Source organism: Neisseria lisongii, assembly GCF_028463985.1.
GTDB lineage: Bacteria > Pseudomonadota > Gammaproteobacteria > Burkholderiales > Neisseriaceae > Neisseria > Neisseria lisongii.
The window spans coordinates 2,019,093-2,032,288 of record NZ_CP116766.1 but is presented as its reverse complement, the minus strand read 5'-3'; the positions used below and the strand labels follow the sequence as shown (position 1 = coordinate 2,032,288).

The window sequence follows — 13,196 nt, the reverse complement described above, 5'->3', positions numbered from 1 at the left end:
CAACTTTTGTCGTGCCTAAAATTTAGGGAACACTTCAAAACGTATTTTCAGACGGCCTTATGTTTAAACAGTACCCGCCTCCCAAGCGGCTGCTTTTTTGGTAGAATAAGCAGTTAAATTTAAAGTTGAAACGGTTCGACTTTTTATCAAAACCCTCAAGGAAATCCCCACTATGCCAGCATTTTCAGCCCTATGGCAGGCTTTGGACGAACATTACCGCAACACCGTTTCCATTCACATGCGCGACCAGTTTGCCGCCGACCCGCAGCGTTTTGACCGGATGCACGAAACGCTGCACGGGCTGCTGTTTGATTACAGTAAAAACCGTGTCGATGAAACGGCGCTGACCCTGCTTTGCCGTTTGGCCGAAGCCGCCGGGCTGCCACAGCAGATGGCCGCCATGCGCTGCGGCGAAAAAATCAACACCAGCGAAAACCGTGCCGTGCTGCACACTGCGCTGCGTCTGCCCGAAAATGCAGAAGCAGTGTATGTGGACGGTGAAAACATCGTGCCGAAAGTCCATCATGAATTGAAACGGGCGCTGGCCTTTGCCCGCAGCATTCTCGATGGCAGCCACACCGGTGTCAGCGGCAAGCGGATTACCGATTTTGTCCATATCGGTATCGGCGGTTCGGATTTGGGGCCGAAAGTCTGCACGCAGGCGCTGAAAAATTATCAGCAGCAGGTGCGGGTACATTTTGTCGGCAATTCCGATGATGCCGAAATGACCAACAAACTGGTCGGACTCAACCCCGAAACCACCGTATTCAGCATTGCCAGCAAATCGTTCGGCACACCGGAAACGCTGCTCAATGCACAGGCCGCCCGTGAATGGTACCGCAGCGCCGGTCTGCCCGAAGCCGGTATCGGACGGCATTTCTGCGCCATTTCCAGCAACACCGAAGCCGCCCGCCGTTTCGGTATCGAAGCCGAACGGGTGTTTGCCATGTTCGATTGGGTCGGCGGCCGCTATTCGGTGTGGTCGGCCATCGGCCTGCCGGTGATGGTCGCCTTGGGCGAAGCGCATTTCCGTGCCTTGCTGCAAGGTGCGCACGCTATGGATGAGCATTTTTTCCATACCGGATTTAGGCACAATATTCCGGTTTTAATGGCGCTGCTGCACGTTTGGTACAACAATTTTTATCAGGCGGACGGGCATACCGTCGTGCCGTACAGCCACAACCTGCGCCGTTTTCCAAGCTGGCTCAACCAGCTCGATATGGAAAGCTGCGGCAAAAGCCGCACCATCGACGGCAGCGAAGCCGAACTGAAAACCGGCGGCATCATGTTCGGCGAAGAAGGCGTAAACTGCCAACACGCCTATTTCCAACTGCTGCACCAAGGCACCCGCCTGATTCCGTGCGATTTTATCGTACCGATGACCACGCCGCACAACATCGGCCGCCAACACCGTTTCACCGTTGCCAACGCCTTCGCCCAAGCCGAAGCGCTGATGAAAGGCAAAACCTACGAAGAAGCCCTTGCCGAGCTGGCGCACCTGCCCGAAGCCAAACGCCTCGCACTCGCCCCGCACAAAGTCTTCCCCGGCAACCGCCCGAGCAACAGCCTGCTCATCGACAGCCTCAACCCGTTCAACCTCGGTATGCTGCTGGCCGCCTACGAACACCGAACCTTCGCCGAAGGCGTGATTTGGGGCATCAACCCATTCGACCAATGGGGCGTGGAATACGGCAAAGTGCTGGCAAAAGCCATCGAACCCGAATTGGACAACGGCACGCCCGAACACGACAGCTCCACCAACGGCCTGATTACGTTTTACCGGCAATGTCAGCAGGCCGTCTGAAAACGAGGGTAACGAGTTTCTGCGCAGCTAAAAATCGGTCGTCGGGTGCGGGTAACCGCACCGCTTTACTTCATCATTGAAACTGCAATCTTTATTCACCATACTTATCCCCAACCACACAAAAAAACCTGCAAAGCAACGTTTTGCAGGTTTTCATTCAAACAACTGATTTTCAGACGGCCTTACATCATACCGCCCATGCCACCCATGCCGCCCATATCAGGCATGGCCGGCTTGTCTTCCGGGATTTCGGCAATCATGCAGTCGGTGGTCAGCATCAGACCGGCGATAGATGCGGCGTGTTGCAGTGCGGAACGGGTTACTTTTGCCGGATCGAGTACGCCCATTTCGATCATGTCGCCGTATTCGCCGCTGCCTGCGTTGTAGCCGAAGTTGCCTTTGCCTTCCAACACTTTGTTCACCACCACGCTCGGTTCGCCGCCGGCGTTGGCAACGATTTGGCGCAGCGGTGATTCGATGGCACGCAATACGATTTGTACGCCTGCATCTTGGTCGGAATTGCCGGTGTGCAGGTTTTCCAAAGCAGAACGGGCGCGCAGCAGGGCTACGCCGCCGCCGGCAACCACGCCTTCTTCAACGGCGGCACGGGTTGCGTGCAATGCGTCTTCGACACGGTCTTTCTTCTCTTTCATTTCCACTTCGGTGGCTGCGCCGACTTTAATCACTGCCACGCCGCCGGCGAGTTTTGCCACACGTTCCTGCAGTTTTTCTTTGTCGTAGTCGCTGGTTGCCACTTCGATTTGCTGGCGGATTTCGGCCACACGGGCTTCGATTTGGGCGGCATCGCCGAAACCGTCGATGATGGTGGTGTTTTCTTTACCGATTTCAATGCGTTTGGCCTGACCCAAGTCTTCCAGAGTGGCTTTTTCCAACGACAGGCCGACTTCTTCGGAAATCACGGTGCCGCCGGTGAGGATGGCGATGTCTTGCAGCATGGCTTTGCGGCGGTCGCCGAAGCCCGGTGCTTTCACGGCTACGGTTTTCAGAATGCCTCGGATATTGTTCACCACCAAAGTTGCCAAGGCTTCGCCTTCAACGTCTTCGGCAATAATCAAGAGCGGACGGCTGGTTTTGGCGATTTGTTCCAAAACAGGGAGCAAATCACGGATGTTGCTGATTTTTTTGTCGAACAGCAAGACAAAAGGATTGTCCAGTGCAGCGATTTGTTTTTCGGCATCGTTGATGAAATATGGCGACAGGTAACCTCGGTCGAACTGCATACCTTCTACCACGTCCAACTCGTTTTCCAGCGATTTGCCGTCTTCTACGGTAATCACGCCTTCTTTGCCCACTTTTTCCATTGCTTGGGCGATGATGGCACCGACTTGTTCGTCAGAGTTGGCGGAAATCGAACCCACTTGGGCGATTTCTTTGGAAGTGTCGCAAGGTTTGGCGATGTTGCGCAATTCTTCCACCAAAGCGGCAACGGCTTTGTCGATACCCCGTTTCAGGTCGGTCGGGTTCATACCGGCGGTAACGTATTTCATGCCTTCGGTAACAATCGCCTGCGCCAATACGGTAGCGGTTGTCGTACCGTCGCCCGCTACATCATTGGTTTTAGAGGCAACCTCTTTCACCATTTGCGCACCCATATTCTCGAATTTGTCTTTCAATTCGATTTCTTTGGCTACGGACACACCGTCTTTGGTGATGTGCGGGCCGCCGAACGCACGGTCCAGCACCACATTGCGGCCTTTCGGGCCCAAGGTTACACGCACGGCGTTTGCCAACACATTCACGCCGTTTACCATTTTTTGGCGGACTTCATTACCAAATTGAACTTCTTTAGCTGCCATTTAAATTCTCCAAAAATCACTAAAAATCTGATTGAGGCCGTCTGAAAAACCGTTTTTCAGACGGCCTGAAATTAAGGTTAAGCCACACCTTCCAACAAGATGGCACGGCCCTCGGTTGCGCCCAAGCGAACAGCTTTAAACTGCTCATATTCAGCACTTGTGTACCACGCACGGGCGGAAGCCATATCGGGGAAACGCAAAACGACCGAACCGTCGAAATCCGCACCTTCAAAGGCCTCATGCGCACCATTGACCGCCAAGATTTCCCCGCCGAAGGGCGCAAGCGTCGGCACGGCTGCCTGCAGGTAGCCGTCATAAGCCGCTTGGTCTTTCATCTTGTCCCGGATAAAAACAACATAAGCTGTCATCACTATTTTCCTTCACAATAGCAGGATAGGCTTTACCGCTTGTTCAATTATTCCACGATACCGAAGATATCTTCTTCGCGCATCACCAGCAATTCTTCGCCGTCGGCTTTAACGGTTTGGCCGCTGTATTTGCCGAAAATCACCTTGTCGCCGACTTTCACGTCCAGCGCACGGCGGTTGCCGTCTTCGCCGACTTTACCGGCACCCACGGCAATCACTTCGCCCATATCAGGCTTTTCCGCAGCCGCACCCGGCAACACAATACCCGAAGCCGTTTTCTCTTCGGCTTCCAAACGTTTAACCACTACACGGTCATGTAAAGGACGGATGGTCATATCTCTCTCCCGATATTCAAATAGATTGTCAATAAAACTGACCCGGCCGCAACAGCCGAGCAATGTCCGCAACATGGAGTCGGCGGCGGCAAATTCAAGAGCAGCGGCAAAAAATTTTTCCCTTTCATCAGCGGCACAAACCGCCATCAGCTGACAAAAGTCCGCCACCCCGCCCCGCCGTGTTCCATCATCAGCCCAACCGTACACCGCCGCCCAAACAGTGTTGCAAATAAACAACAATTATCAAATAAAAACCTGATTTACACTTTCTTTACACAAAAAATTCCATACGAAAATACCGTCAATCTCGCCAAAACCACAATAATATTCTATTTAAATCACATAAAATTACCAAACATTCCAAAATAATATTTCATTTATTTTCATTCAAATATCAAACTATTCAACCAACCAGTTTGCATATGCCGCCCTAAAAACCAAATCGGCAACCCATTTACTTGCCCACCATTTCTAACTGATTTTGAATTTTATTAGCACTTCACATTTCTTAAGCAATGAAACATAATATTTAACGTAATGAGAATTGATATTAGTATCTTTTGGTATTGATATCCGACAACCCTTAATCTTTCCCACAAGGATTTACGCATGAAAGCCACTCCGTTTTTCCGTCTCAGCCTGTTGTCGCTGATGATCGGCGCCGGTTTTGCCCACGCCGAAGAAACCCATACTTTGAATACGGTTGAAGTAAAAGGCGACCGCCAAGGTAGCAAAATCCGCACCAATGTCGTTACCCTTCAACAAAAAGACGAAAGCACCGCCACCGATTTGCGGGAATTGCTGAAAAACGAACCTGCCATCGACTTCGGCGGCGGCAACGGTACTTCCCAATTTCTGACTTTGCGCGGCATGGGTCAAAACTCGGTTGATATCAAAGTCGATAACGCCTATTCCGACAGCCAGATTCTGTATCATCAAGGCCGTTTCATCATCGACCCTGCCCTGATTAAAATCGTATCCGTACAAAAAGGTGCGGGTTCGGCTTCTGCCGGTATCGGTGCAACCAACGGCGCAATCATTGCCAAAACCGTTGATGCCCAAGACTTGCTCAAAGGTTTGGATAAAGACTGGGGCGTACGCCTGAACAGCGGCTACGCCAGCAACGACGGCGTAAACTACGGTGCCAGCGTGTTCGGCAAAGCAGGCAACTTCGACGGCTTGTTCTCTTTCAGCCGCAACGATGAAAAAGACTACGAGCCGGGCAAAGACTACCGCAACAGCAACGGCGGTAAAACCGTACCGTACAGTGCATTGGATAAACGCAACTACTTGGCGAAAATCGGTGCCAATTTCGGCGACCACCGCCTTGTATTGAGCCATATGCAGGACCAACACCGTGGTTTGCGTACTGTGCGTGAAGAATTTACTGCCTTCGGTGCCGACAACCCGCGTCTGACCTTAGACCGCCAAGCCCCAGCCTATCGTGAAACCACCCAATCCAACACCAATTTGGAATGGACGGCAAAAAATCTGGGCTTTATCGACAAATTAAACGCCAACGCCTACCTGATGAAAAACGAGCGTTATTCGGCTGACGACAGAGGCAACGGCTATGCAGGTGGTATTGCCGGTCCGACCACAACCACCATCACCACCAAAGGCGCAAACCTTAATTTGGACAGCAATTTCGGTGAGAAGACCGTGGTGAAATACGGTGTCAATTACCGCCATCAGGAAATCGAACCGCATAAATTCCTGAACAAAGACTACACAATCAGATCAAGAACGAAACAAGTTAATGGTCAAACTGTACCGAAAACACCTGCCGAGCTGGCAAACGACAGACGTACAGAAAACATCGTACGCAGCTACAACCTGACCAATCCGACCAAACAGGATACCGGCGTTTATGTTGAAGCCATTCACGACATCGGCGACTTCACTCTGACCGGCGGTTTGCGTTACGACCACTTCGATCTCGAAACCCACGACGGCAAATCAGTTTCCGATGGTTCAGTGAACCCGAGCTTCGGCGTGATTTACCAACCGCACGAACACTGGAGCTTCAGCGCCAGCCACAACTATGCCACCCGCAGCCCTCGTTTGTATGACGCTCTGCGTACCCACGGCAACGGCACCATCATTTCGATTGCCGACGGCACCAAAGCCGAGCGCGCACGCAATACCGAAATCGGTTTCAACTACAACAACGGCAGCTTCGCCGCCAACGGTAGTTACTTCTGGCAAACCATCAAAGATGCCGTAGCCGGTCCGCAACGCCGCCATGATGAAGCGGGCAATCCTATTCCGGGCGTTCAGGAAATTACCAATGCAGGCTACATCAAAAACCGCGGTTACGAATTGGGTGCGTCTTACCGCAACGGCGGTCTGCTGGCAAAAGTCGGCGTAAGCCACAGCAAACCCCGCATTTACGACACCCACAAAGACAACCTGTTGAGCAGCAATCCTGAGTTTGCCGTACAAACCGGCCGCACGTGGACGACTTCGCTCTCTTACCGCTTCGATAATCCGAATCTGGAAATCGGCTGGCGGGGCCGCTACTTAGAAAATGCGTCCGGCTCAGTATTAGTGAGAGGCGAAGTAGATCAACGAGGCAATCCAGTTGAGGTGAAACGCAAAGGCTTCGGCGTGAACGATGTGTTCGCCAACTGGAAACCGCTGGGTAAAGACACCCTGAATGTGAACCTGTCCGTAAACAATGTGTTCAACAAGTTCTACTATCCGCACAGCCAACGCAGCACAACCCTGCCGGGTGTCGGCCGTGATGTCCGCTTGGGCGTAAACTACCGCTTCTAATCTAAGGCTTTTGCCGATAAACCATGCCGTCTGAAAATGCGTTTTTCAGACGGCATCTCCCCTATCAGGAAAGGAAAGATGATGATGTTACGTTTGAGTTCGCTGGCACTTTGCTGCGCTTTGGCGCTGGGGGCATGTTCGCCGCAGAATCATACGCAGTCCGAACCGGCGGCTTCGGCGGCCGTGCAGTCGCTGACGGTAAACACGACTCGAGGCGAGGCGACGGTGCCGCAAAATCCGCAACGGATTGCGGTTTATGATTTGGGTATGCTGGATACGTTAAACAAATTGGGTGTGCCGACAGGGATGTCGGTCAATCAAAACCGTCTGCCTTATTTGGCGGAATATCTGAAAAACGCCCAGCCTGCGGGGACGCTGTTTGAGCCGGATTATGAAGCGCTCAATGCCTACAAGCCGCAGCTGATTATTATCGGAAGCCGTGCCGCCAAGGCGTTTGACCAGTTGAATGCGATTGCGCCGACAATTGAGATGACGGCCGACACCGCCGATTTGAAAAACAGTGCCAAAGAGCGGATTGATGCTTTGGCGCAGATTTTCGGCAAACAGGCCGAAGCGGAACAGGTGAAAGCGGAAATCGATGCGGCGTTTGAGGCGGCGAAACAGGCGGCCGAGGGCAAGGGCAAAGGTTTGGTGGTGTTGGTCAACGGCGGCAAAATGTCGGCATTCGGCGCCCAATCCCGCTTGGGCGGCTGGCTGCACCGGGACATCGGCGTGCCTGCGGCAGACGAGTCGATTAAGGAAGGTAGCCACGGCCAACCGGTAACGTTTGAATATATTAAGGAAAAAAATCCGGACTGGCTGTTTGTTTTGGACCGCTCCGCCGCCATCGGTGAAGACGGCACGGCGGCGAAAGATGTGCTGGATAATCCGCTGGTCGCCGAAACCACGGCATGGAAAAAAGGCCACGTGGTGTATCTGGTGCCGGAAACCTATCTGGCGGCCGGCGGCGCTCAGGAATTGCTGAATGCGGCGAAACAGGTTACCGATGCGTTTCAAGCGGCGAAGTAGGTTTTTTCCTGATTGAAATGGGAAGTTGGTTTTCAGACGGCATTGAGGCCGTCTGAAAATCAGCGAAGAGGTTTTTTGAGAAGCTAAAACTACTGTAGTGGATTCACTTTAAAAGTAGTACAAGGCGGCGAGCCGCAGACAGTACAGGTAGTACGGGACAGGTTTTGTCCGGATTGTTGTTTAATCCGGTTACAAAAACCGTTCTCTTTGAGCCGGGCGAGCCAACGCTGTAATACTTTTAAAGTAAATTCACGATATCAGGCAACGTGCCACCCTTCCCCTAACCCCTTCCCGCCAGCGGGACGGGGGACAGGTTGGTGGATTGAGTTAAGTTGCTGGTTGGATTTAGAAAAGATAACTTTGCCAAGTGGTTTTCAAAACTGTTCGGCAACTACACTTTTTCTCCCTCTCCCGTTGAGGGCTTTTCTGCCATGCGGTTTGCTTGTTGCTGAAGCTGTTAAGATTTTACCCTCTCCCTAGCCCTCTCCCACAGGAGAGGGAACAAGGTTGCCGGACATTGATGGTTTGACGGTTTTATCATTAAAAACTGAATATCGTGAAATATATAGTAAATACACTGAATCATTCATACGGTTTTTAAACAGGGTGTAGGTTGGGTCTAGACCCAACACGATTGAAAACACCTTGAAACATAAGATTTTGTTGAGTTACGCTCGTGCCTCGCTAACCTCAACCTACGCCTGCTTTTGTATGGAAAATTCGGTGTTTTAACTATAGTGGATTAACCGAAAAAATATCACACTTTACCAACCCCGAAGATTTCCCCCCAATCACCACGGATACCCGTCTGTTATGATGTTTACCAAGCGACTTTTGTCTTTGAATCTGGCTGCTGTGGCGGCGCTGGCGGTGTTGTCTGCCGTCAGTCTGTCGGTCGGGGTGGCGGATTTTCAGTGGCGCAAGCTGTTGGAATTTTCTGATGATTTGCAGCTGATGTGGGTCAGCCGTCTGCCTCGGACACTGGCGGTTGTGCTGACCGGTGCGTCGATGGCGGTGGCGGGGATGATTATGCAGATTTTGATGCGCAACCGTTTCGTTGAGCCTTCGATGGTGGGGGCGAGCCAGAGTGCGGCTTTGGGGCTGCTGCTGATGGCGTTGTTTGTGCCGTCAGCGGCGCTGATGGTGAAGATGTCGGTGTCGGCATTGGCGGCGCTGGCGGGGATGTTGGTGTTTATGGCGTTAATCCGCCGCCTGCCGCCTTCGGCGCAGTTGATGGTGCCGCTGGTGGGGATTATTTTCGGTGGGATTATTGAGTCGGCAACGCTGTTTCTGGCGTATGAAAACGATATGCTGCAAATGCTTTCGGTGTGGCAACAGGGCGATTTTTCGGGGGTGTTGCTCGGGCGTTATGAATTGTTGTGGCTGACGGGGATTCTGGCGCTGGCGGCGTATTTGATTGCCGATCAGCTGACGATTCTCGGTTTGGGCGAAACGGTGAGTGTGAATCTGGGTTTGAATTACCGCACGGTATTGTGGGCGGGTTTGGTGATTGTGGCGCTGATTACGTCGCTGGTGGTGGTTACGGTGGGCAATATTCCGTTTATCGGTCTGGTTGTCCCCAATATTATCAGCCGTCTGATGGGCGACCGGCTGCGCCAAAGCCTGCCGGCGGTGGCTTTGACGGGGGCGGCGTTGGTGTTGCTGTGCGATATTGCCGGCCGTTTGATTGTGTATCCGTTTGAAATTCCGGTATCGACTGTGTTCGGGGTATTGGGAACGGTGTTGTTTTTGTGGTTGTTGTTAAGGAAGCCTGCCCATGCCGTCTGAAAATCGTTCTGAATGGCTCGGCGGTGGTGCCAAGCCGCTGTGGGCGGCGTTTGCGCTGCTGGTGGTTTGTTGTGTTCTGTTTCTGACGCTCAATGTCCGCGGCGACTGGCAATTTGTGCTGACGCTGCGGCTGACCAAGCTGGCGGCGCTGCTGCTGGCGGCGTATGCGGTGAGCGTGTCCACGGTTTTGTTTCAAACGCTGACCAATAATCCGATTCTTACGCCGTCGATTCTCGGTTTTGACAGTCTGTATATTTTTCTGCAGACATTGATGGTATTTGCGCTCGGCGGCATCGGCTATACGGCGCTGCCGCCTCTGGGTAAATTCGGTTTTGAAGTATTGATGATGCTCGGCGGTTCGCTGCTGCTGTTTTATACGCTGATGAAACAGGGCGGGCGGGATTTGACCCGCATGATTTTAATCGGGGTGGTGTTCGGCATTTTCTTCCGCAGCATTTCCGCTCTGCTGCAACGCATGATTGATCCTGAAGAATTTATCGCCGCCCAAGCCAATATGTTTGCTTCGTTCAATACCTTAAACACGGATTTGGTGGGCATCGGTTTGGCGGTGGCGGCATTGAGCGCCGTTGCCCTCGCCCGCGAACGCCACCGGCTTGATGTGTTGCTGCTCGGCCGCAGTCAGGCGGTGAATCTGGGGATTGCCTACTCCCGCCTCAGCCTGCGTCTGCTGCTGTGGGTGGCGGTGTTGGTTGCCGTTTCCACCGCCGTGGTCGGGCCGGTGAGCTTTTTCGGGCTGCTCACTGCGGCGCTTGCCAATTATTTTTCGCCGACCGTCAGACACGCTGTCCGCCTGCCGACGGCATTCTGTATCGGCGGCATTCTGCTGATTGGCGGCCAGACGCTGTTTGAACATCTACTCGGTATGCAGGGCGTGTTGAGTGCAGTGGTCGAATTTGCCGGCGGCTTTGTGTTCCTTTATCTGATTTTCCGGAAAAAACGCTGAAACCATGATTACGATTAAAAACGTCAGCCATACCATCGGCGGCAACCGCATTCTCGACAATGTCAGCCTCGATATTCCCCAAGGCGGCATCACCGCCCTTATCGGCCCCAACGGTGCCGGCAAATCCACCCTGCTCTCGTTTATGGCACGCCTGCAGCCGCTGACCCAAGGCAGCATTTGCTACGGCGGACGCAATATCAGCGACACGCCGACTGCAGAATTGGCAAAAGTGTTGTCGATTCTGACGCAGGAAAACAGCATTATGAGCCGAATTTCCGTGCGTGATTTGCTGATGTTCGGCCGTTATCCGCACCACCAAGGCAGGCCGTCTGAAAACGACCGCCGCATTGTTGCCGCTGCACTCGAAGAGTTCCAACTACAATCGTTTGCCGGACGTTATCTGACCGAGCTTTCCGGCGGCCAGCGCCAGCGTGCCATGATTGCGATGGTGTTTTGCCAGCAGACCGATTATGTACTGCTTGACGAGCCGCTCAACAATCTCGATATGTATTACGCCCGCTCGCTGATGCAGCAACTGAGTCGCCTGACCAAAGAATACCGGCGCACCACCGTTGTCGTTCTGCACGACATCAATCAGGCCGCCGCCTACGCCGATCACATCGTCGCCATGAAAAACGGCAAAGTCGCCCTCACCGGCACGCCCGAAGCCGTGTTCACCGCCGAAAACATCAAACATCTGTTTGATATGGAAGTCGATGTGTTGGACTACCAAGGCAAAAAACTGATTGTGCATCATATTTGAACAAGCAGGCCGTCTGAAAACGAATGAAGCGGGTTTCAGCAAAAGCGAAAACCGCTATTGCGGCAATGTGGATTTACAATGTGTGCCAAAAATTCAACAAATCTACTATAAAACCCTCTTTTTTTGTCTGATTTCACAATTTTTTGACAAAACTTACCGCTTCGCCTAATATCTGCACACAATTCTCACCGATCAACTCTTGTTAGGAAAAAACGATTATGGAATGGGAAGTTAATAGTTATTACACGCTGATTGCCGCAACGCTGGTATTGCTGTTGGGCAAATTTTTGGTGCAGAAAATCCGTTTTCTGCGTGATTTCAATATTCCTGAGCCGGTGGCCGGCGGTTTGATTGCAGCAATTATTCTGTTTGTGCTGTATCAAACCCACGGTGTCAGCTTCAAATTTGAAAAACCGCTGCAAGACGCATTTATGCTGATTTTCTTCTCGTCCATCGGTTTGAGTGCCGACTTTTCCCGCCTGAAAGCGGGCGGCTTGCCGCTGGTGATTTTCACTGTGGTTGTGGGTGCATTCATTATCGTCCAAGACGTGATCGGTGTCGGCTTGGCTTCTGTGTTGGGCTTGGATCCACTGATTGGTCTGATTACCGGATCAATTACGCTGACCGGCGGCCACGGTACGGCCGGTGCTTGGGGTCCTGCGTTTGAAAAAGACTACGGCCTGACCGGTGCCACTGCTTTGGGCATGGCTTCGGCAACATTCGGCTTGGTATTCGGCGGCCTGATCGGCGGCCCGGTGGCACGCCGTCTGATTAACCGCCAAGGCCGCAAACCGGTGGAAAATGCGGTAAAAGTGGACGACCAAGCCTCTGCCAGCACCGACAATGTGTTTGAAAAAGCTCAACAAACCCGCCTGATTACCGCCGATTCTGCGGTAGAAACGCTGGCTTTGTTTGCCGCCTGTCTGGTGTTCGGCCAAATCATGGACAGCGTGGATGCCGAATATTTCCCTGCGTTCCTAAATCTGCCTAAATTCGTATGGTGTCTGTTCGGCGGCGTGATTTTGCGCAATATTCTGACTGCCGTGTTCAAAATGGATATGTTCGACCGTGCGGTTGACGTATTCGGCAATGCTGCCTTGTCGCTGTTCCTCGCTATGGCGCTGCTGAACCTGAAACTGTGGGAACTGACCGGTTTGGCCGGCCCGGTAACCGTGATTTTGGCGGTGCAAACTGTGGTGATGATTATCTACGCTACGTTTGTTACCTATGTGATTATGGGTCGCGACTACGACGCTGCCGTTGTTTCCGCCGGCCATTGCGGCTTCGGCTTGGGCGCAACGCCGACTGCGGTTGCCAATATGCAGTCGGTTACCCAAACTTTCGGCCCGTCGCACAAGGCATTTTTGATTGTACCGATGGTGGGCGCGTTCTTCGTGGACATCATCAATGCGCTGATTCTTTCCGGCTTTGTGAATTTCCTGAAATAACCGGCGAGCGTTAATAAACGCAAAAACCTAAAAAAGCACTTGTAGCGGCTTAACTGTTACAAGTGCTTTTGTTATGATAGCCGTCTGAAAATCCACTAAATT

At 52.5% G+C, this 13,196-nt stretch carries 10 protein-coding genes; 7 read left to right on the top strand and 3 right to left on the bottom strand.

Annotated elements, in window-relative coordinates:
- Positions 1–172 precede the first annotated feature (172 nt).
- Positions 173–1,804, top strand: coding sequence for a glucose-6-phosphate isomerase (gene pgi, locus PJU73_RS09410; protein WP_237090359.1), 1,632 nt, complete (start codon positions 173–175; stop codon positions 1,802–1,804).
- A 182-nt stretch (positions 1,805–1,986) separates the two neighbouring features.
- Here the strand turns inward: pgi and groL are convergent, their stop codons facing one another.
- The 3 genes from groL to groES form a co-directional block, all read right to left on the bottom strand.
- On the bottom strand, positions 1,987–3,621 hold the full coding sequence (groL, locus tag PJU73_RS09405; RefSeq protein ID WP_237090360.1) for a chaperonin GroEL: 1,635 nt from the start codon (positions 3,619–3,621) through the stop codon (positions 1,987–1,989).
- Between the two features lie 77 nt (positions 3,622–3,698).
- Positions 3,699–3,989, bottom strand: a complete 291-nt coding sequence (locus PJU73_RS09400) for a DUF1330 domain-containing protein (protein ID WP_237090361.1) — start codon at positions 3,987–3,989, stop codon at positions 3,699–3,701.
- Between the two features lie 47 nt (positions 3,990–4,036).
- Positions 4,037–4,324, bottom strand: coding sequence for a co-chaperone GroES (groES, locus tag PJU73_RS09395; RefSeq protein WP_237090362.1), 288 nt, complete (start codon positions 4,322–4,324; stop codon positions 4,037–4,039).
- 609 nt (positions 4,325–4,933) lie between these two features.
- Here groES and PJU73_RS09390 point away from each other — a divergent pair.
- From PJU73_RS09390 to gltS, 6 genes are all read left to right on the top strand, one after another.
- Positions 4,934–7,102, top strand: a complete 2,169-nt coding sequence (locus PJU73_RS09390; protein ID WP_237090363.1) for a TonB-dependent siderophore receptor — start codon at positions 4,934–4,936, stop codon at positions 7,100–7,102.
- Positions 7,103–7,186: 84 nt separating this feature from the next.
- A complete protein-coding gene (locus PJU73_RS09385) occupies positions 7,187–8,131 on the top strand; it encodes a siderophore ABC transporter substrate-binding protein (RefSeq protein WP_237090480.1) in 945 nt (314 codons plus the stop codon).
- A gap of 816 nt (positions 8,132–8,947) precedes the next feature.
- The gene (locus PJU73_RS09380) at positions 8,948–9,919 is read left to right on the top strand and encodes an ABC transporter permease (protein ID WP_237090481.1); all 972 of its coding nucleotides are present in this window, start codon (positions 8,948–8,950) and stop codon (positions 9,917–9,919) included.
- Positions 9,909–10,883, top strand: a complete 975-nt coding sequence (locus PJU73_RS09375) for an iron chelate uptake ABC transporter family permease subunit (RefSeq protein WP_237090364.1) — start codon at positions 9,909–9,911, stop codon at positions 10,881–10,883. The genes PJU73_RS09380 and PJU73_RS09375 overlap by 11 nt, the downstream gene beginning before the upstream one ends.
- 4 nt (positions 10,884–10,887) lie before the next feature.
- Positions 10,888–11,646 carry an iron ABC transporter ATP-binding protein gene (locus PJU73_RS09370; RefSeq protein WP_237090365.1) on the top strand — a complete coding sequence of 253 codons (759 nt, stop codon included), beginning with the start codon at positions 10,888–10,890 and terminating at the stop codon, positions 11,644–11,646.
- 218 nt (positions 11,647–11,864) lie between these two features.
- Complete coding sequence (gene gltS / locus PJU73_RS09365) at positions 11,865–13,094, top strand: sodium/glutamate symporter (RefSeq protein WP_237090366.1); 1,230 nt, start codon at positions 11,865–11,867, stop codon at positions 13,092–13,094.
- Positions 13,095–13,196: the final 102 nt, after the last annotated feature.

Coding starts and splice junctions, on each gene's coding strand:
- pgi (WP_237090359.1), top strand. CDS start 173: ATGCCAGCATTTTCAGCCCTATGGCAGGCTTTGGACGAACATTACCGC.
- groL (WP_237090360.1), bottom strand. CDS start 3,621: ATGGCAGCTAAAGAAGTTCAATTTGGTAATGAAGTCCGCCAAAAAATG.
- PJU73_RS09400 (WP_237090361.1), bottom strand. CDS start 3,989: ATGACAGCTTATGTTGTTTTTATCCGGGACAAGATGAAAGACCAAGCG.
- groES (WP_237090362.1), bottom strand. CDS start 4,324: ATGACCATCCGTCCTTTACATGACCGTGTAGTGGTTAAACGTTTGGAA.
- PJU73_RS09390 (WP_237090363.1), top strand. CDS start 4,934: ATGAAAGCCACTCCGTTTTTCCGTCTCAGCCTGTTGTCGCTGATGATC.
- PJU73_RS09385 (WP_237090480.1), top strand. CDS start 7,187: ATGTTACGTTTGAGTTCGCTGGCACTTTGCTGCGCTTTGGCGCTGGGG.
- PJU73_RS09380 (WP_237090481.1), top strand. CDS start 8,948: ATGTTTACCAAGCGACTTTTGTCTTTGAATCTGGCTGCTGTGGCGGCG.
- PJU73_RS09375 (WP_237090364.1), top strand. CDS start 9,909: ATGCCGTCTGAAAATCGTTCTGAATGGCTCGGCGGTGGTGCCAAGCCG.
- PJU73_RS09370 (WP_237090365.1), top strand. CDS start 10,888: ATGATTACGATTAAAAACGTCAGCCATACCATCGGCGGCAACCGCATT.
- gltS (WP_237090366.1), top strand. CDS start 11,865: ATGGAATGGGAAGTTAATAGTTATTACACGCTGATTGCCGCAACGCTG.